We start from the raw sequence: 17,420 nt of genomic DNA, 5'->3' as shown, positions 1-17,420 counted from the left end.
CTCTTTACTTTTTCATTCAATCAATTCGGGCTCGATCAGTTCAAGCTAGCTGTGGCCAGCTTGGCCCCAAACCACAAAAACAGTCCGCCCACCGAACTGGACAGCGCGCCAGACAGGCGCTTGCGGGCGCGAAACAGTTGGGCCAGGCGGGCGCCGGCAAAAATCAGCGCGGACAAATACAGGGCACTGAAGGCCATGACGATGGCACTCAGTATCAAAAACGGCACGGCCGGCGTCTCGTAGTCCGGGTCAATGAACTGCACGAAGAACGACAGCAAGAACAGGATCGCCTTGGGGTTCAGCAGGCTGATGACCAGCGCCCGTTTGAACGGGTTTGCAAGATTGGCCGGTGTCTCGGCCACGGCCTGCACCGCCGGTACATCCGCACTGCGCCATTTCTGAATAGCGGCCCAGACCAGGTTGACGCCCAGCCAAGCCAGATAAGCCGCGCCGACATATTTGACGACCATGAACACCGTGGGGTTGCCGCGCAGCAGGCTGGCAGCGCCCAACGCCGTCAGCAACAGCAAAATGGTGTCGCCCACAAACACGCCCAGAGCGCCCTGGTAACCGGCTTTGACGCCGCGCACGGTTGCCACCGACAGGACAAACAGCGAATTAGGGCCGGGCAGCAAGATGATGCCGATGGCCCCCATCACATAGGTCCACAAGTCGGTGACACCGTAGAAGCTCATGCCAGTTAGCCCTTCGCCTTTTCCATCATGGTGATGAAGCGGTCAAACAAGTAGCCGATGTCGTGCGGTCCGGGCGATGCCTCGGGGTGACCCTGGAAGCAGAACGCGGGCTTGTCGGTGCGCTCCAGCCCTTGCAGCGTGTTGTCGAACAGGCTAATGTGGGTGGCACGCAGGTTGGCAGGCAGCGTCTTTTCATCGACCGCAAAACCGTGGTTCTGGCTGGTGATGGAGACGCGCCCGCTGTCCAGGTCCTTGACCGGATGGTTGGCACCGTGGTGGCCAAATTTCATCTTGAAGGTCTTGGCACCCGAGGCCAGCGCCAGTATCTGGTGGCCCAGGCAAATGCCAAAGGTGGGGATGCCGGAGTCGATCAGCGTGCGCGTGGCCGCGATGGCGTAGTCGCAGGGCTCGGGGTCGCCAGGGCCGTTGCTCAAGAAAATGCCATCAGGCTGGTGCTTCAGTACCTCAGCCGCCGGCGTTTGTGCAGGCACCACGGTGACCTTACAGCCACGTTCGGCCAGCATGCGCAAGATATTTTTCTTGACGCCAAAGTCATAGGCGACCACGTGGAAGCGCGGAGCCGTCTGCTGGCCGTAGCCCTTGCCCAGTGTCCACTCAGCCTCGGTCCATTGTGTGGTTTCGGATGCGGAGACGACCTTGGCCAGGTCCAGACCCGACATGGCCGGTGCGGCCTTGGCCGCGGCAATCGCCTTGTCCACCAGTGCGGTGGTGACGACCTCACCGGCAGCCAGCGCCAGGATGCAGCCGTTTTGCGCGCCCTGGGTGCGCAGTTGGCGTGTCAGCTGGCGGCTATCGATGTTGGCAATGGCCACCGTACCGGCTTGCACCAGGTATTCGCTCAACGACGCGGTGCTGCGGAAGTTGGAGGCTACCATGGGCAGATCACGGATGATCAGGCCGGCGGCATGGACCTTGTCGGACTCGATGTCTTCGGGGTTGGTGCCGTAGTTGCCGATGTGGGGGTAAGTGAGGGTAACGATCTGCTGGCAATAGCTGGGATCGGTCAGGATCTCCTGGTAGCCGGTCATGGACGTATTGAACACGACCTCACCGACGGTGGAGCCAGGGGCTCCAATGGAATTGCCAATATAGACCGTGCCGTCTGCGAGCGCCAGGATGGCGGGGGGGGTGGTTCCCTTGAGAGACAAAAGCACTGGGTTCTCCGAGTGGGTTACGGGTACGCCCAAGCGAGCTCAAGAACAATTCTTGGCGGCTTTTTGTTGGTTGGGAAAGGTGCTTGAAATGCGCTTGGGACGGCAGTTTTCTGGAAAGCCTCTCATTATAGCGGGTGATGCCGAGCGGCCTTCCCTCTCTTATGCCTTTTGTGCATGCGGATACACCGGCGCCGGGCGGAACAGGCTGGGCACACCGCGGTCGCGCAACTGCATGAAGGGCAGTTCGACCAGGCGATACAGCAAGGCGCCGACGGCAATGCTGGCAGCGGTGATCACAAATACCAGCACGGGTTGCGGCAAAGCATAGGGCGCCAGATAGGTCTTCAAAATAAAGCCAACCGGCTTGTGCGTCAGGTAGATGGAATACGACCACAGCGCAATCGCGTACGCCCCGGGGATACGGACGCGCTGCAACGGAGAATGCTCGCTCAAGGCCGAGGCCACCAGCAATGAAAACGCACCCGCCACCAGAGAGTACCCGAACACGCTCATGAAGAAGGGGTAGCCATAGCCCTGTATTTCGTAGTGGTTCAGCACGCCGTACAAAACAGCCAGCGTTGCCGCCACGCCGACTCCAAACAGCGCCGCACCACGCGCCATCAGGCGCTGCCACAGCACGGGGTGGTAGTTCTTCAGTAACGCAACGGCGATACCGGGCAAAAATTCGTCAAAGCGCCCGAGGGTTGCGTAATAGACATTGGGGTAATAGCCGCTGATCTTGCCCGTGGACTCCAGCCCGTATTCATTCCACAGCACCCAACGCGCCCCAATACCCAGCGCCAACAGGGCCAGCAGCAGCAACCAGGCCTGAACCCTGCGACTGCCCACCTTCATGCCGATCAACACGACCAAAGGCAGCACTAGGTAAAACTGCTCTTCAATGCACAATGACCAGGCGTGCGAAAACGCGGTGCCCGGCTGCAGTTGGTAGTTCTGTGTAAAGGTCAAAAACTGCCACAACGGCGGTGGCGTCCTGCCCCCCATGGCAGCGGGAAAAATGAAGAACGCCGCCAACACCAGCCAATAGACCGGCCAGGTCCGCAGGGCCCGGCGGGCATAGAAGCGGGACAGCGACAGCTCGCGCTGCCCTTTCAAGCCAGCAAAGAGCTGGTTTCCAATCAAATAGCCGCTGAGTACAAAGAACAAGTCCACCCCCACCCAGCCCACGCTGCTGGCCCAACCAAAGGTGTCCTCACGCGACACGAAGACCATGTAGTGGTACATAAAGACCAGCGCGATGGCCAGGGCGCGCAGATTGTCGAGGCCGTTGGAACGGTGGGTTTGCATGTCAAAGGGTGGGCTTGGGCGCACAATGGAACTAAAACCACAAGCGCCAAGAAAGTGAATGCCTGATTCTCAATCCATTCGGAAAGCAGCCATGCCGTTCAACGTAAAAAAATGTGTAACGTTGCTGGCCCTTGCGGCATCGCTCCAGGCGCACGGTGCCGACGCTCCGGCCATCGTCTGTGTGGACACCGCCAACCCGCCTTTCATGTCCTTGGTGGATGGCAAAGCAGTCGGCCTGTACCCTGCCCTCATTGCGGCGGCCCTGCACGCGGCAAACGTCCATGCCACTTTAGACGCCCGGCCATGGAAGCGCTGCATTGCAGACATCGACGACGCCAAGCTCGGCGTGGGCGGCATCTACAAGAACGAAGAGCGCCTCAAAAAGTACGATTTCAGCGAAGCCATCTTTGTGGAAAAGATGGCGGTCTACTTCCACAAGGCCAGTCCCGTGGAATTTGCCGGTGTGGATTCCCTGGTCGGCAAGCGGGTGGGGGTCGTGCGCGGCTGGAGCTATGGCGACGCCTTTGACAAGGCCGTGAAGGACGGGCAGGTCACCGTGGAAGAGGTGGCGGGCGATGCGCAAAATTTCCAGAAACTGGCGGCTAGGCGCATAGACGCGGTGCTGGCCATTGACGAAGCTGGCGCCGCATTGCTGAAAGCCGGTAAATGGGTTGACGTGCAGAAAAGCCCTCACTACCTGTTTGAGAACCCGACCTATCTGGCCTTCAACAAGAGCACGCACCAGACCGACACGCTGGCCAAATTCAACAAGATCATTGCCACCATGAAGAAGACGGGCCAACTCCAGAAAATTGCAACCGAGGCGCTGAGCCAGTAGCCGCCCCGCCAGTCAGCCCGCGCCCGTCAGCTTCTTGGCGTTGGCGATGAACTTGGCCTTTTCGTCCGGCTTGTCGATATGGTCGGCCAGGGCCTGCAGCAGTGTGTTGAACGTGAGCTGGCGGGCCACTTCGCGGCGCACCAGGGTCTTGGCCAGCGGACCTAGGTACATGCCCAGGGCCTTCTCCAGCACGGCCTGCTGTTCGGCGTTGACGGCCAGCACTTTCATGGACTCGGAGCGGGCATCGGCCCGGACTTCGGAGCGTAGCTCAGAACGAAGCTCGGACCGCGGCTCCGAACGCAATTCGGACGGGCGGCTGACACCGCTGCGGGCAAAGCCCGAGGTGCCGCTGACCGGCACCGACAGCGGGCGGCTCAGCGAATGCGCACGCAAAAAGGCGTCGCGCGCCAGAGCGTCAGGGATGGACACGGCCAGCGCATCGCGCAGGCTCTGGGCATCGGTGGCGCGAGGCAAGGCCTTCTTCACCAGCACATGGGCCAAGGGGCCAATGGTGCGGGCCAAGGCGGTTTCAATCTCCAGCGCAGCGTCGGGCGTGATCAGCTCGGCCGGTGTCACGGTGCGCGTGGGTTCAAACGCAATGTCGGCCAGCGCACCCGGCTGGGCTGCCTGCACCGAGCGGTCTACCACTACATAAAGCTCGTGGATACGTTGGTGCTTGTCGGTATGCGGGCCCAGGTAGTTGAACAGGCTGGCCGCGTTGTCACTGATTTGCGAGATCACATCGTAATAGGCCCGTGACACCACGATGACGTTGGGCTTGGAGAAGTCCATGACCCGCTGCGCCACGTTGATACCGTCGCCCACCACATTCACGCGGTTGTTGATGTCCATCATCATGCGGATGGGCCCCAGGTGTAGGCCCACACGCATGGACAGCTTCTTGCCGTACTTCTGCACCAGCAGGTCGCGCATCAGCAGCGCCGACTGCAGCGCCTCTTCGGGGTCGCCCAAAAAGCAGATGGCCGCACCGTCACCCGTGTCGAGCATGATGCGCGAGGACTCCTTGACCCCCGCAATGGCCTTGCCGATGAGTTCGTTGAACAGCGCCTTGATATGTACCTGCTGGTCCAGCGAATAGGTCGAATACGACACCAGATCCATGAACATGATGGTGCCCAGCACGTTCTTGCGCATGGCCTCGGCATTGCTGACCGGCACCGACTGTGAATGGGCCACAAAAGCCAGCACGGAGTCGCTGGAATGGGCTGTGCCCACGGCCAGGCGCTGTGTGGCGCCGGCTTGCAGTTCGTGCGAACCGGCACGCTGCGCCTCTTGCAGCACCTTGCGGAAGGCGGCCACATTTTGCGGGCGCTGGGTCTCATCGGGCGTCAAGGCCCAGTCGATGGCGCGCAAGAGCGCATCGCCAAACACCTCGACATTGGCATGGCCATAGGCCTTGGGCATGTCGTCTACGCGCACGCGCGATGCGGCCTCCAGCGGCTTGCGGCCCGTGGTCATCCAGTACATCACCGCACCCAGCGAATACAGGTCGGTCCACGGCCCTTGGTTGCCCTTGCTGTGGTACTGCTCAAACGGAGCAAAGCCGGGGCTAACGATATTGGTCATATCCTGCCCGCCGGTCACACGGCGCGCGGCGCCAAAGTCCAGCAGCACCGGCGTGCCGTCGGCCCGCATGTAGATGTTGTCGGGTTTGATGTCGCGGTGCAGGAAGTTGAGCTTGTGCACGGCCTCCAGGCCGTCGAGCAGCGGGTAGACGATTTGCAGCAGGCTTTGCTGGCTCAGGCCCGGGTGGGCGGCCAGCCAGTGCTTCAGCGGGTCACCCGACTCGTACTCCATGACGATATAGGCCGTGCCGTGCTCCTTGAAGTACCGCAGCACCCGCACGATGTTGGGGTGGCGAAACGAGGCCAGGGCCCGCGCCTCGTCGATGAAGCGCTCCAGCCCCCATTCAAACTGGGGCGCGCTGTCGCTGGAGCGCATACGCACCGAATGGTCGGCACCGCGCACGGCCAGATCGGCCGGGAAATACTCCTTGATAGCGACCGGCAGTTGCAGATTGACGTCGTGCGCCAGATAGGTGATGCCGAAGCCGCCACCACCCAACACCTTCTCGATCTGGTACTCCAGAATGGTCTGCCCAGGCTGCAACGCCGCCATGTCGGAGGACGATCCGGCCTTTCGCTTGGGCGGCGGTGAACTGGGGTCTGGGGTTTGCGTCATTGGGTAGTGGCTCAGGCGTCGCGCTCGATCATCTGCATGGCCTTCTCGATGCTGCGGCGCAGGCGGTTGAACGAGCTGCCCAGGATGGCGACCTCGTCCTTGCCACCCTCGGCAAATTCGGGCACTTCAAAATTGCCCGTGCTCACCTGATCGGCCGCCAGCGACATGCGGCGGATGGGGCGGATGATGAACCAGCTCAGCATCACATTCAACACGATGAAGAACACGACGAACACCGCCGCCAGCGAGGCCATGAAGGTCTTCAGCGCGCGGTCGGCATTGGCAACCGGGATGTTCATGGGCACGGTCACCACCTGGGCGCCGATGATTTCGTTGTGCTTCCAGCCAAAGCCGTTGGCCTCGCCGTAGATCTTGATCATGGTCGCGGGCGCGGCCGAGGGCTCGCTGTGGCAGCGCAGGCAGGCTGGGTTGCTGATCTGTATGGGCTTGGAGATGTAGAGCAAGCGACCGGTGGCGCTGTCACGCTCGGAGATCAGTTCCTTGGTCTCGGGATTCTGGCGGAATTGCTGGACCAGGTCGCTTTCCCAGTCGGTGCTGCGGTCACGCGGGTTGGTGGGGTTCAGCGTGGCTTCTTTGTAGGCGTAGTCGCGGTATTTTTTCTGGATATGGGCCAGGGTTTCGGTGGCGGCGAAAGCGGGTACGGTCTGCGGCAAGAAGACCTCCTCCAGGCGCGGGTCCAGGTGCGGCTTGATCTGCTCCACGGTGTAGGAGCGCACGGCCAGCGCCGTGTCCATCATCAGCCGGGCATTGCGCAGCACTTCCTCGCGTGCGTTCTCCTGCAAGAGCTGGCGCGAGATGAAGCCGGCGGCCGCAAAACCAGCCAAGAACACCACGATAAGCACCAGATTAAATTTAAGACGCAATCCCATATGGCCTCCGAATAGTCGAGGCCATTATTGTTCAAAATCCAGAGCAAAAGACGACTGAAACAGGGCAATATTGCAGGCTAGGCCATTCACTGCGGCTGCGTGCGTGAAAGCACGCCGACCTGCTCCAGGAAGCGGCCTACATCCACTTCCCACACAGAACGTGCCCGCTGGAACAACAGATGGCCGTTCAATGGGCTGATCTGGTAGAACTTGAAATCGACATTCCCGCCGGCTGAGCGAAACACCTCGGCATACTTTTGCATGGAGGCGTCGGCATAAAAGCCATCACCCTGGGCATAGAGAAAGAGGCTGGGCGGTTTGTTGGAGGAAGCGCGGCCCGCCGCCTCGAACAGAGCAAGGTTGATGTCCACGGCGCCACAGTTGTCGTTCTTCCATCCACCAGAGAAGTTGATGGCACCAAGCGCCACCCCGGGGTGCTCAGCCGCATAGGCCAGCGACAAAATGCCACCGCGAGAATGGCCGGCCAGCACCAGCTTGTCTGGCGCGGCCCAGGGCTGCTGGCGCAGGTAACCCAAGGCGGCATCCAGCGCGGCGGAGGCATAGGCGATGCCCTGCTTGGCGGCTTCCACCGTGCAGGGCGAAGGCTCTTCTGCGTTGCGGCCTTCGGATTTGCCCCGGCCCCGGCGCATGGGGACGAGCAGCGCAACGCCCTTGGCACTGAGAAAGCCGCCCAGACCCGCGGCTTTTTCCGTGTAGTCCGCGGGGATGGGGCCACCGCTGGAGCCGTGGTTGAAAACGACCGTGGCAAAGGGGCCGTCTCCCGCCGGTTTGTACAGCGTGGCCTCCAGCTTGATCTCGTGTTGGCCAGAGGGGCTCGCCTCCTGCATCGGTATCCAGATGGTCTGGGCTGCACCCTGGGCGCAGGCCAGCCCCGAGACCAGCAGACCGGCAACACATGCCATGCGTGAAAAAAAGGCTAAGCCCATCGTGCTCCCTCAGCAGTCACTTCAACAAGAAGTGGCCACCGTTCGGAAGCCACCGCGTACCGCGACTTTATAGGATGCCCAAGGCCTGCTGCGCCCTCTGCTGTTTGCGCGCAGCCTGGGTGCTGCCACCATAGCCCCAATCGGAGGCGGGCAGTTCGCGCACAAGCACATAGCTGGCCTCTTCCAGCGGGCGGCCATGGCCCAGTTGTCGCTCCAGCTCGGCGTAGGCGGCGGCGATGAAGGCCTCTTTCTCAGCCGCTGTATTGGTGCCGGCGGTGATGGTGATTTCCAGCAAGGCCGTGGCCCGCTCCACATCGCGGCCGCCCACGTACCAGCGGGCGGCGGGCAGGTCGTCGATGACGACTGCCGTCACATCCGGCCGTTTGCCCAGGTGCTGGGCAGTCAATTGGGTTAGCGCATGGGCCAGAGCGCGGTAGTGCGCAGGGTTCAACAAAGGGGCTACTTGGAGTTGCAAGGTGGGCATGTTCAGACTCCTGATGAATGGTGACGGTGGGGATGGCGAGCGAGGTAGAAGAGGCGCTGCTGCATGGCCCGCAGTACACCGGCGGTTTGGCGGAAGACGGCTTGCCACAGGGCGGTGCTGGCCTCGCGGCGCAGTTGCTGGGCCCGGCGGCGCGCCTGCAAATGCAGATCGGCCCGTTGGGCGGCGCTGAGTTGGGTGGTGGGGTACATGGTGATGTCCTGGTTGGTTGCTATGGAACGAACTTTATTGATCATTCCAACATTGGGAAACGGCATAAATTCACTTATGGTTTTGCGTTTTTTGCAAAACCAACCCACAATGCCGCCATGCAAATCCAACTAGACGACGTCGCCCTCTTCGCCCGCATTGCCGAACTGGGCACCCTGTCCGCCGCCGCCCGCGAGCGCAATGTGCCGGTCAGCCAGGTGACCCGCGCCCTGGCCCGGCTGGAGGCGGCCTGCGGCGTGCGCCTGCTGCACCGCACCACCCACGGCCTGAGCCTGACCGACGAGGGCGATACTTTTCTGGGCTACGGCCGTCGCTTGCTGGACACCACGGCCGAGCTGGACAGCGAGCTCACCGGCAAGCTCAGCGGCCCCAGCGGCTGGGTGCGCGTCACGGCCAGCCCGCTGATGGCCGAGTGCATGATCGCGCCCAGCCTGAACGGCCTGTACCAGCGCTACCCCCATCTGCACCTGGACATCAGCGCGGACGACCGCATCGCCGACATGGCGCGCGACGGCTTTGACATCGCGCTGCGCAGCGGCAACCCCCAAAGCGAGACCGTGGTGGCCCGCCAGATCGGCTTCTTTGGCCGCACGGTGTGTGCGTCACCCGACTACCTGCGCACCTATGGCACGCCCAGCCACCCGCGCGACTTGGAAAACCACCGCCTGCTAAGCAATAGCGCCAGCCCGACGCTGAACCGTTGGGCCTGGACCGATCCGCAGGAAAGAGACGCCAAAGGCCCAGCCGAATGGCAGATCAACGGCCATACGCGGGCCGACAACACCGCCTTCCTGGTCAGCCTGGCACTGCAGGGCGTGGGCATAGCACGCATCCACGACCTGTCCGCCCTGCCCTTGATTCGCCAAGGCCGACTGGTGCCCATCCTGCAGGAATACTTCGTCAGCCCCCGCATCCCCATCTATGCCGTGATCCTGCAAGAGCGGCACCGTCTGCCCAAGATACGGGCCTGCATTGACTACTGGGCGGAGTGGATGGCTCAGGAAGCAGGTGGGTAGCCCCTCAAAATACCTTATTTGGGTTTGTTTCGGATGGCTTCCAGTAAAATCAGCCACTAGCCCTCGTCGGATATAGACAGTACGCTACAACATCTATAGCATTCTGCAGCAGAAAAATCCTACCCATAGAACGCCTCGCGCCAGCGCCAGCCCAGGGTGTGAAACCTAGCCTGCCTCCAGACACCTATCGGGTTCTGCCATGGCCTGGGCGATGTTGCCACCGCCAAGCCGGTGCGCCTTGACGATCAGGTGGTCGATCATCGCGCCGGCAATGTCGATACCCGATGCGTGCTGCTGGTCGGCAAAGTAGCAGGGGAAGTTCAGCTCCGCCAAAACCAGCTCATGGTTTTCGTTTTCGAGGATGTCGACACCGCCAAACTCCACACGCATCAACCGGGCCGCCTTCAAGGCCATCTGCACGGCCTGCGGCGGCGCGGTAACGGCACCCAAGGAACCGCAGCCCGCGCTGTTGGTGCGGAAGTCGCCGGGGCCGCTGTAGCGGGCCTCGGTGGCAATGACCTGGTCGCCCACCACGATCAGGCGGTAGGCCACCACGTGCTCGAAATACGCCATGACCTGGGGCGCGTCGCCAATGTGGTCCAAGAGGGAAAACAGTGCCGCCTGGCTATCCACCCGCATCACCCCGTTACCGCCCTCGTGTCCGCCGGCTTTGACAATGAGTGGAAATTCGCCCAGCGGAGCAAGCTGGCGCAGCAGGGTTGCCCGGTCGCGCGAGACAGCGTGCACGGTGCGCGGCATGGCAATGCCGTTCTTTTGGAACAAGATGCCCTGGTACAGGCATTCAAAGTGCGGCTGCTCATAGAAGGCGGCCACGCCGGGGTGCCACAGCAGCTTCTCCAGCCGATCGGATGGCGCATCGGTCGCGGCGCGGTACAGCAGATCGCCCCAGGCCGGCCCGCTGCCGGGCTCGCAGCAATAGGTCTGGGGAGACACCAGAACCATCTCGATGCCGCGCGCCGCGCAGGCTTTTGCCAGCACCGCGTTGGTGGCCTCCAGCCAAGGTTGGCTGATGCAGAAGAATCGCATGGTCAACCCTAGCTAGGCCTGGCCGCGGGACGCCAGATGGGCCAGGGCCAATTGGCGTTTGGCATCGCTCGGGGAGGGTTCGGCTTGCACCTTTTGATCCAGGCTACCCTTGTTGGGCAATGGGGCCTTGCTCAACTGCTCCTGGCTCTTGTCCGATCCTGGTTGCTTTTGCGCAGACTCCATCGATTTGCCCGAACCGGGGTTCTTGGCCGACATCTCCTGGGAGCGGTTTGCCCCGGGCGCCTTCTTGCTGGACTCCATGGACTTGCCGGACAGGTCATTCTTGCCCGCTTGTTCTTGCGCCCGCATCCAGCCCGGCGATTTGGCATCGGCCTCCGCAGACTTTCCGGCGAGCGGGTTGTTGATGGTGGCTGAAGCAGGCGCAACCCGGTCCTTGTCGGCCGCGCTCGCGCCCTGCGCGGGTGGGGTCTGCGCATGCGCTGCGGTGCAGCCGATCACGGAGGCGAGCAAGGACGTGCCGAGCACGCGCAAGGGGGTTGATGAGGGGGCTGATGGTGTGGTTGTCGAGGGCTTGTGAAGCATGGTGTGTCTCCTGTGCAGGTGATGGTCGTCTACTTGCCGGTGGCGTCCCGGTTGCCGGGGTCTACCAGGGCTCCCTTCACGCCCACCGGCGTGGCCTTGATGACAGGGCCGTTGTTGCCAGAATTGGGGCCGACGTCGGGGTTTTTGACCGTCACGTCCACTTGCAGTGGCGTGCTGGATTTGCAATTGCCGTGCGGTGTCACCTTGGCCGAATAGGTCTTCATGCTTTCATACGACAGCATCGTATAAGTCTGGTAGGCATAGTCGATGGTGAATGGCAGGCTGCCCTCCCTGTCGTTCGCGCTGCCGTCTCCATACGCAATCGTCACCTTGCAAAAGCCGGCGCCGCCCAGTTTGAATTGCACCGTTTTCTTCACGTCCACGGTATTGGGGGTCGCAGCCAGCGTGCTCAGCATTCCGGGGGGCGGCGCCATGCTGATAGGTCGTTGGATCACACCCACAGGAGCCTGGTTGGCGCCGCCGGCCGCGGGTTGTGCGGCATGGGCGTTGCCCATGGCAGCGCACAGGGTGGCGCATGCAGCGGCAAGGTGCAGCAGGGTGGTGGTGGCTTTCTGGGTGTTCATAGGCTTGCTCCTGGTCAGATGCTGTTGTGTGGGGTGCTTGGATCAAATGCCTTGCTGAGTCGGGCTGCGCAGGGGATCGGTTCAACGCGGAGTGCGAAGGCCTTGGCGCAATCGGTACTCAGACCCAACCATCTTTCCAAGATGCGTGCCAGCCACAGAACCCAATGAAATCAAGGACTTAGGTGCAAACGCGGGCAGCCCCAAGTCGGCGTTTGCCGACACCCGGCACCGCCTTCGCCAAAATCCCAATGAAATCAAGGGCTTGTGCTGTCCGTCACGACCGACATCTGCACGGCGCCAGCACCTTGTTGCAAGCTGCCGCTACAAGGGCGCGTGCATATCCACCTGGCGCAGGATGACACGGCTGGTGGTGTCTTGCACACCCGCCTTTTCGCGCAGCGCCTCCATCAGCCGCACCAGGTCTGCCTGGTCGCGGCAGGCTACGCGCAGCATGTAGTCGTAGGAGCCGGTCATCAGCGTGGCCTCCTGGATGCCGGGGATGGCGGCGATGGCCTCTTCAAAGCGTGCGGCCGAGGTTTCGCGCGCCATCTTCACATCTACCAGCGCCTGCAAGGGCAGGCCCAAGGCAGCCAAATCCACCTTGGCGCAAAAGGCCTGCAGCACCTGGCTTTGCACCAAGCGGCGCACCCGCTCGGCCACGCTATTGGCGCTGAGGTGCACCTTTTCGCCCAGCTCGCGGTAGCTCAAGCGGGCGTCGCGTCGCAGCAGATCGACGATATCTCTGTCAATTTTATCAATGGCCGATTTTTCCAATGTCATATTGATAAATCATAGCAACTAAACGCGGAAAAATAGGTAGCTCGCTCCCTACAATGCCACTGGAAAAACATACCCATGAAAGGTGCATCCGCCATGCCTTATCCGTTGTATCCCTTAAGCGCCTGCGCCGTCCTGGTGGCGCTGCTGTGCAGTTCCGCCGCTGCGTTGGCCCAGACTGCGCCCCCTGCGTCCACGGCGCCGGCCACACAGCCGGCCGCCAGCAGCGCCCCGACGCGCCCCGACATGCCAATAGACGCCGCGCTGCGCGCCCAGGTCATCGCCGCGCTGGCACCCAAGATGCACGCCAGCTACGTATTCCCGGATGTGGCACAGAAGATGGTGGCGGCAGTGCTCGCGCATGACAAACGCGGTGCATACAACAACGACACCACCGCCAACGCCTTCTGCGACCGTCTGACCGCGCATCTGCAGGAAGTCAGCCACGACAAGCACGTCCGCGTGCGCCTCTTTTCCGACACCCTGCCCGAGGACGTTCCGCTCGCCGAGCAGGCCACGACCAAGCCCAGCGCCGCCGAGCGTGAAAAAGAGCTGGCCACGGCCCGGTTGTTCAATTTCGGCGTGGAGAAGTTCGAGCGCCTGCCCGCCAACATCGCTTACCTGGCGCTGAACGGCTTCGCGGACATTGCCTACAGCGGCGAGGCGCTGGCCGCGGCGATGACGCTGGTGGCCGACAGCGAGGCGTTGATCATCGACCTGCGCGCCAACCGGGGTGGCGACCCGGCCACGGTGGCCTTGGTCACCAGCTACCTGTTTGACGCGGGCGAGCCCGTGCACCTGAACGACCTGTACTACCGCTGGAGCGGCCAGACCCAGCAGTACTGGACGCATGCCTGGGTGCCCGGCAAGCGTTTCGGTGCCAGCAAACCGGTTTACGTGCTGACCAGCGAGCGCACCTTCTCGGCGGGCGAGGAGTTCACCAACAACCTCAAGGTGCTCAAGCGCGCCACCATCGTGGGCGCCACCACCGGCGGTGGTGCCAACCCCGGCGGCGTGTTCAAGCTGGCCGACCGCGTGGGCATCTTCATCCCCACCGGGCGCGCCATCAATCCCGTCACCAAGACCAACTGGGAAGGCACGGGCGTCACCCCCGACGTGGCTGTGCCCCCGGATCAGGCCCTGCTGACCGCGCAGGTCATGGCCATGCAGCCCGTGGCAGCCAAGCAGACCGACCCCTGGCGCAAGGAAGCCGCCGCCAAGATACTGGCCGATCTGCAGGCCAAGCTGGATGCGATGAAGGCGCCGGTGCAAAAGTAACACTGGGCGCGGCGGTGGCCCGGTGAAGGGGCCGGGGGTTAACGAAGCCCAAAAAATACCCTTTTTGGGGTTTTATGAGAAGCTTGCGAGGGCTAATTCACGTTAGCCCTCGTGGAATATACGTACACCGCTATCGAATTGGTAGTATTTAGCGAACCACCGTCTGTAAGATGGGTTAGTGGTAATCATCTTCGCGTTGATGGCGGATGGCACCAATGATGACGGTGTGGCTGTCGACAATTTCAAACAACGCCACATAGCCCGTGCTGCCAAACGGAATCACCAGCTCGCGCAGAAAGGGATTATTGGCGGCCTTGCGGCAGGCAAACGGCGAGGTTTCCAGAAAGGCTAGGCCATCCTTGATCGCCTGCAGCGCCCCGTCGGGTATGTCCAGGTCTCCCGCAGCGCTGTCCAGCTCGCGTTGGATGGCAAAGTCAAACAGCTGCTCCAGGTCAACGGCAGCCTCTTGGCTGAACACAACGGCGTATGTCATCCACCCCGCTGGGCTTTGATCCGCTTGGCAGCGGCCAGCTTCGCTTCCAACTGGCCAACGACCGCAGCAGCAGGAATCCCGCCGCCATCCCGCTGGGTCGCTTCGATAGCGGCAAGTCCACGGCGGACGAACTCTGCCTGGTTCTTGCGCTTGGCGACCGTCGCACGAACCGCGCTCTCGACAAATTGCGACAGCGATTCACCTTGCTCAAGCACGCCCTCCAGTTCGGTCCTGAAATCGGGTGCTACACGGATGGGGGGAAGTGTGGCTGTTTTCATGGATTTATTGTATTGCAAGTGCGATGCAAATATCTCCAATACGCGGAGACAATGCCGCCTGCCCAAGATACGAGCGTGTATTGACATAAGAAAAAATCCACCTAGCCCCCGTCAAATCTACGCATACCGCTACCAATACCATAGCACCTCGACATAGACTCACCCGCCCTGCGCCACCTGGTTCTGCAGCAGCGCCCGGTTCAGCAGCACGATGCGGCGGTAGTCCACCCGCAGGGCGCCCTGCTCTTCCCAGATCTTGAGCTGGCGGTTCACGCTCTGGCGCGACACGCCCAGCATGAAGGCCAGATCCTCCTGCGACACGCCCAATGCGCTGGCCTGGCCGGCGTTGGCAGCATCCGCACGCGCATCCAGCGTCAGCAGGCGGTGGGCCAGGCGCACGGGCAGCGGCATCAGGATGGCGTCGTCTATCCACACCAGCGCATGGCGCAGGCGCTGGCAGACCAGCTTGGTGAAGGCCATGTGGACCTCGGGCCGGGTGGCGATGAGGTGGTGGAAATCGCTGGCGGCTACCACGGCCATATCGGTGGTCTCCACCGCATAGGTGTCGTAGACGCGCTCCTGCCCCACCAACAGCGACACCTCGCCAAACCAGTGGCCGGCCTCCAGCATGGCGATCACTGCCTCGCGCCCGTTGGCCGCCACCACGCTGACACGCAGGGCGCCGCGCACCACGCCAAACAGCGCGTCGGGTGACGAGCCCTTGAGGAACAGCGAGTCGCCCGGCGCCAGCGTACGGCGGTGGGCGACTTCCAGCAGTTGGTCTTGCACACCCTGGGGCAGACGCAGGTGGTCGCTGGGGTCATCAGGCGGTGTTTGGCTGGCTTGCAGATGGCTCATGCCCACAGCATACGCAGACACCGCCAAGGGTTTACACGGGGTGGCAATTGCCAACAGTGGACAGTCTGCGCGCGCCGTCTCCGGGACAGTACAGCCACTGGTGCACTGCCCAGCCCCGATTCCAAATAACCGACGAAGGAACCCAGACCATGACCGCCACCACAGCCACCACACCGCAACAAGCCCGCCGCGAAAAAATCGTGCTCGACCACTTTGCCGACGAAACCCGGCAAGATTTTGACGCCGTGCTCAGCACCTTCCCCCACCCGCACTACGAACTGATCCCCACCGGCGAGGTGCACGACGGCAACGACACCGTACGCGGCTACTACGCCGAGACGCGCAAGGCCTTTCCCGACCAGCGCCACGAGATCATCCAGTTGCGCCATGCGGCCGATTCCGTCATCGTGGAATTCTGGCTGCTGGGCACGCACAAGGGGCCGCTGAAGAACCTGCCCCCAACCGGCAACACCTTCCGCACCCGCATGGTTGCGCTGTTCATCTTCGACAGCGCAGAAAACCTGGTTTGCGAGCGCGTCTACTTCGACTCGCTGACGATGATCAAACAACTGCTGGTCGGCGTACCACCCCAGGCACTGCCGGCCATCGTGGGTGGATTGCTGGGCGGGCAAACAGCAGCACAGCCAACACCCGAAGCCCAGGCGGCCTGAAGCATGAACGCGGCTGCCCACCCGGCGCTGGGCTTTTTGCCCATCACCGACTTTGACGGTGCCCGTGCGGCGCCCTACCCCCAAGACCGGCTGCGCGCGCTGCGCCGCCAGGGCCAGCAATTCCACGAACGTCTGCTGGATGAGCCGGTGGTGCGCTTTGCCCGCAGCTTCAACCTGCTGCGCATCCCCTACCCGGCCTGGTTTGCGTTCACCGGTGTGTATTCGCAGCAGCTACTCAAGCCGCACATGGTGCATTTGCTGGCCCGCGTGGTCGTCATCCAGTTTGACGACTTTGCCGGCCAGCTGCGCACGCTGCTGTTCACCCCTGCAGACTTTGAGACGGGCAGCGAGACGCCCTATTTCAAGCGCCTGAGCGACCAGACGCCGAAGTTCCTTCACAACACCATTGCCCCGGTCTACGGCACGGTGCTGCAGGCGCTGGCGCAGTGCGGCATAGCGCCGGAGCACGTGGACTACATCAGCTACGACCACCTGCACACGCAAAACCTGCGGCGCTGGCTGGGCAATGCCAGCACACCCGGCCTGCTGCCCAATGCCAAACTGCTGGTGCACCAGCAGGAGATGGCCAGCGTGCAGGGTCTGCTACCGAGCCAGGCCGACTGGTACTGCCCGCAGGGCATGGACGGCGTGGCGCCCAGCCGTGTCATCCCCTTTGCCGGCAGCATCCAGCTGGGGCCTGGCCTGGCCCTGGTGCACACGCCCGGCCACACCGAGGGCAACCATTCGCTGGTCTACCGCACGCCGGACGGCATACGCGTCAGCAGCGAAAACGGTGTGTCGGCCGACAGCTGGTCGCCCGAGCAATCGCGCCACAACGGCATACGCCGTTATGCCAGGGCGACCGGGTCCGAGGTCGTATTGAACGGCAACACGCAGGAAAGCAGTGTGGACCAGTACCTGTCCATGGTGCTGGAAAAAACCATTGCCGGCACCTCTGCCACCCACGGCTTCAGCAACGTCGTGCCATCGGCCGAATGCACGCCCTACTGGCTGTTCCCCGGCGCGCCCAGCAGCCTGCTGTGGGGCGAGACCGCCTTTGGAACCGCATCTGGCACACCCACGCCCCGCTGAACGAGGACATCACAAC

At 62.5% G+C, this 17,420-nt stretch carries 20 protein-coding genes; 5 read left to right on the top strand and 15 right to left on the bottom strand.

The genetic code is table 11. The features are described from left to right. Window positions 1–35: 35 nt before the first annotated feature. From leuE to AC07OO_RS23045, 3 genes are all read right to left on the bottom strand, one after another. Window positions 36–695: a leucine efflux protein LeuE gene (gene leuE, locus AC07OO_RS23055; RefSeq protein ID WP_495084499.1), complete on the bottom strand. Its 660-nt coding sequence runs from the start codon at window positions 693–695 to the stop codon at window positions 36–38. A 5-nt stretch (window positions 696–700) separates the two neighbouring features. Further along, window positions 701–1,870: a glutamine-hydrolyzing carbamoyl-phosphate synthase small subunit gene (carA, locus tag AC07OO_RS23050; RefSeq protein WP_495084498.1), complete on the bottom strand. Its 1,170-nt coding sequence runs from the start codon at window positions 1,868–1,870 to the stop codon at window positions 701–703. A gap of 159 nt (window positions 1,871–2,029) precedes the next feature. Continuing rightward, window positions 2,030–3,178 (bottom strand): acyltransferase family protein, encoded by a 1,149-nt coding sequence (locus AC07OO_RS23045; RefSeq protein WP_495084497.1) that lies wholly within the window; start codon window positions 3,176–3,178, stop codon window positions 2,030–2,032. A 91-nt stretch (window positions 3,179–3,269) separates the two neighbouring features. Here AC07OO_RS23045 and AC07OO_RS23040 point away from each other — a divergent pair, with 91 nt between their 5' ends. Continuing rightward, window positions 3,270–4,016, top strand: a complete 747-nt coding sequence (locus tag AC07OO_RS23040; protein WP_495084496.1) for a substrate-binding periplasmic protein — start codon at window positions 3,270–3,272, stop codon at window positions 4,014–4,016. A 12-nt stretch (window positions 4,017–4,028) separates the two neighbouring features. On the opposite strand, the gene AC07OO_RS23035 is transcribed toward AC07OO_RS23040, so the two are convergent. From AC07OO_RS23035 to AC07OO_RS23015, 5 genes are all read right to left on the bottom strand, one after another. Further along, window positions 4,029–6,218 (bottom strand): protein kinase domain-containing protein, encoded by a 2,190-nt coding sequence (locus tag AC07OO_RS23035; protein ID WP_495084495.1) that lies wholly within the window; start codon window positions 6,216–6,218, stop codon window positions 4,029–4,031. Window positions 6,219–6,229: 11 nt separating this feature from the next. Then, the gene (locus AC07OO_RS23030; protein ID WP_495084494.1) at window positions 6,230–7,108 is read right to left on the bottom strand and encodes a Tll0287-like domain-containing protein; all 879 of its coding nucleotides are present in this window, start codon (window positions 7,106–7,108) and stop codon (window positions 6,230–6,232) included. A gap of 86 nt (window positions 7,109–7,194) precedes the next feature. After that, window positions 7,195–8,055 carry an alpha/beta hydrolase family protein gene (locus tag AC07OO_RS23025; protein ID WP_495084493.1) on the bottom strand — a complete coding sequence of 287 codons (861 nt, stop codon included), beginning with the start codon at window positions 8,053–8,055 and terminating at the stop codon, window positions 7,195–7,197. A gap of 67 nt (window positions 8,056–8,122) precedes the next feature. Beyond that, a complete protein-coding gene (locus tag AC07OO_RS23020) occupies window positions 8,123–8,539 on the bottom strand; it encodes a tautomerase family protein (protein WP_495084492.1) in 417 nt (138 codons plus the stop codon). Between the two features lie 2 nt (window positions 8,540–8,541). Beyond that, window positions 8,542–8,748, bottom strand: coding sequence for a hypothetical protein (locus tag AC07OO_RS23015; RefSeq protein WP_495084491.1), 207 nt, complete (start codon window positions 8,746–8,748; stop codon window positions 8,542–8,544). 117 nt (window positions 8,749–8,865) lie between these two features. Between AC07OO_RS23015 and AC07OO_RS23010 the strand changes: the two genes are divergently transcribed. Continuing rightward, window positions 8,866–9,783, top strand: coding sequence for a LysR family transcriptional regulator (locus tag AC07OO_RS23010; protein WP_495084490.1), 918 nt, complete (start codon window positions 8,866–8,868; stop codon window positions 9,781–9,783). Window positions 9,784–9,948: 165 nt separating this feature from the next. Here the strand turns inward: AC07OO_RS23010 and AC07OO_RS23005 are convergent, their stop codons facing one another. The 4 genes from AC07OO_RS23005 to AC07OO_RS22990 form a co-directional block, all read right to left on the bottom strand. After that, the gene (locus AC07OO_RS23005) at window positions 9,949–10,830 is read right to left on the bottom strand and encodes an ATP-grasp domain-containing protein (protein WP_495084489.1); all 882 of its coding nucleotides are present in this window, start codon (window positions 10,828–10,830) and stop codon (window positions 9,949–9,951) included. Window positions 10,831–10,842: 12 nt separating this feature from the next. Then, window positions 10,843–11,373, bottom strand: a complete 531-nt coding sequence (locus AC07OO_RS23000; RefSeq protein ID WP_495084488.1) for a hypothetical protein — start codon at window positions 11,371–11,373, stop codon at window positions 10,843–10,845. 29 nt (window positions 11,374–11,402) lie between these two features. Continuing rightward, a complete protein-coding gene (locus AC07OO_RS22995; protein WP_495084487.1) occupies window positions 11,403–11,957 on the bottom strand; it encodes a hypothetical protein in 555 nt (184 codons plus the stop codon). A 321-nt stretch (window positions 11,958–12,278) separates the two neighbouring features. After that, window positions 12,279–12,737: an Lrp/AsnC family transcriptional regulator gene (locus AC07OO_RS22990; protein WP_495084486.1), complete on the bottom strand. Its 459-nt coding sequence runs from the start codon at window positions 12,735–12,737 to the stop codon at window positions 12,279–12,281. Between the two features lie 75 nt (window positions 12,738–12,812). Between AC07OO_RS22990 and AC07OO_RS22985 the strand changes: the two genes are divergently transcribed. Beyond that, a complete protein-coding gene (locus tag AC07OO_RS22985; protein ID WP_495084485.1) occupies window positions 12,813–14,012 on the top strand; it encodes a S41 family peptidase in 1,200 nt (399 codons plus the stop codon). Window positions 14,013–14,187: 175 nt separating this feature from the next. Here the strand turns inward: AC07OO_RS22985 and AC07OO_RS22980 are convergent, their stop codons facing one another. From AC07OO_RS22980 to AC07OO_RS22970, 3 genes are all read right to left on the bottom strand, one after another. Then, a complete protein-coding gene (locus AC07OO_RS22980; protein ID WP_495084484.1) occupies window positions 14,188–14,505 on the bottom strand; it encodes a type II toxin-antitoxin system RelE/ParE family toxin in 318 nt (105 codons plus the stop codon). Then, on the bottom strand, window positions 14,502–14,783 hold the full coding sequence (locus AC07OO_RS22975) for a YlcI/YnfO family protein (RefSeq protein ID WP_495084483.1): 282 nt from the start codon (window positions 14,781–14,783) through the stop codon (window positions 14,502–14,504). Before AC07OO_RS22975 ends, AC07OO_RS22980 begins: the two co-directional genes overlap by 4 nt. Window positions 14,784–14,942: 159 nt before the next feature. Then, window positions 14,943–15,641 carry a Crp/Fnr family transcriptional regulator gene (locus tag AC07OO_RS22970; protein ID WP_495084482.1) on the bottom strand — a complete coding sequence of 233 codons (699 nt, stop codon included), beginning with the start codon at window positions 15,639–15,641 and terminating at the stop codon, window positions 14,943–14,945. A gap of 149 nt (window positions 15,642–15,790) precedes the next feature. Between AC07OO_RS22970 and AC07OO_RS22965 the strand changes: the two genes are divergently transcribed. Then, window positions 15,791–16,312, top strand: a complete 522-nt coding sequence (locus tag AC07OO_RS22965) for an ester cyclase (protein ID WP_495084481.1) — start codon at window positions 15,791–15,793, stop codon at window positions 16,310–16,312. Between the two features lie 3 nt (window positions 16,313–16,315). After that, on the top strand, window positions 16,316–17,404 hold the full coding sequence (locus AC07OO_RS22960; RefSeq protein WP_495084480.1) for an MBL fold metallo-hydrolase: 1,089 nt from the start codon (window positions 16,316–16,318) through the stop codon (window positions 17,402–17,404). Window positions 17,405–17,420 lie beyond the last annotated feature (16 nt).

The sequence above is a fragment of the Rhodoferax sp. GW821-FHT07G04 genome (genome assembly GCF_059418585.1).
The sequence above is the reverse complement of the archived record's forward strand: the minus strand, read 5'-3'. Positions and strand labels throughout refer to the sequence as shown.

Bases quoted from the DNA above. Each gene is read 5' to 3' on its own strand.
- leuE (WP_495084499.1), bottom strand. From the start codon at position 695: ATGAGCTTCTACGGTGTCACCGACTTGTGGACCTATGTGATGGGGGCC.
- AC07OO_RS23045 (WP_495084497.1), bottom strand. From the start codon at position 3,178: ATGCAAACCCACCGTTCCAACGGCCTCGACAATCTGCGCGCCCTGGCC.
- AC07OO_RS23040 (WP_495084496.1), top strand. From the start codon at position 3,270: ATGCCGTTCAACGTAAAAAAATGTGTAACGTTGCTGGCCCTTGCGGCA.
- AC07OO_RS23035 (WP_495084495.1), bottom strand. From the start codon at position 6,218: ATGACGCAAACCCCAGACCCCAGTTCACCGCCGCCCAAGCGAAAGGCC.
- AC07OO_RS23030 (WP_495084494.1), bottom strand. From the start codon at position 7,108: ATGGGATTGCGTCTTAAATTTAATCTGGTGCTTATCGTGGTGTTCTTG.
- AC07OO_RS23025 (WP_495084493.1), bottom strand. From the start codon at position 8,055: ATGGGCTTAGCCTTTTTTTCACGCATGGCATGTGTTGCCGGTCTGCTG.
- AC07OO_RS23020 (WP_495084492.1), bottom strand. From the start codon at position 8,539: ATGCCCACCTTGCAACTCCAAGTAGCCCCTTTGTTGAACCCTGCGCAC.
- AC07OO_RS23015 (WP_495084491.1), bottom strand. From the start codon at position 8,748: ATGTACCCCACCACCCAACTCAGCGCCGCCCAACGGGCCGATCTGCAT.
- AC07OO_RS23010 (WP_495084490.1), top strand. From the start codon at position 8,866: ATGCAAATCCAACTAGACGACGTCGCCCTCTTCGCCCGCATTGCCGAA.
- AC07OO_RS23005 (WP_495084489.1), bottom strand. From the start codon at position 10,830: ATGCGATTCTTCTGCATCAGCCAACCTTGGCTGGAGGCCACCAACGCG.
- AC07OO_RS23000 (WP_495084488.1), bottom strand. From the start codon at position 11,373: ATGCTTCACAAGCCCTCGACAACCACACCATCAGCCCCCTCATCAACC.
- AC07OO_RS22995 (WP_495084487.1), bottom strand. From the start codon at position 11,957: ATGAACACCCAGAAAGCCACCACCACCCTGCTGCACCTTGCCGCTGCA.
- AC07OO_RS22990 (WP_495084486.1), bottom strand. From the start codon at position 12,737: ATGACATTGGAAAAATCGGCCATTGATAAAATTGACAGAGATATCGTC.
- AC07OO_RS22985 (WP_495084485.1), top strand. From the start codon at position 12,813: ATGAAAGGTGCATCCGCCATGCCTTATCCGTTGTATCCCTTAAGCGCC.
- AC07OO_RS22980 (WP_495084484.1), bottom strand. From the start codon at position 14,505: ATGACATACGCCGTTGTGTTCAGCCAAGAGGCTGCCGTTGACCTGGAG.
- AC07OO_RS22975 (WP_495084483.1), bottom strand. From the start codon at position 14,783: ATGAAAACAGCCACACTTCCCCCCATCCGTGTAGCACCCGATTTCAGG.
- AC07OO_RS22970 (WP_495084482.1), bottom strand. From the start codon at position 15,641: ATGAGCCATCTGCAAGCCAGCCAAACACCGCCTGATGACCCCAGCGAC.
- AC07OO_RS22965 (WP_495084481.1), top strand. From the start codon at position 15,791: ATGACCGCCACCACAGCCACCACACCGCAACAAGCCCGCCGCGAAAAA.
- AC07OO_RS22960 (WP_495084480.1), top strand. From the start codon at position 16,316: ATGAACGCGGCTGCCCACCCGGCGCTGGGCTTTTTGCCCATCACCGAC.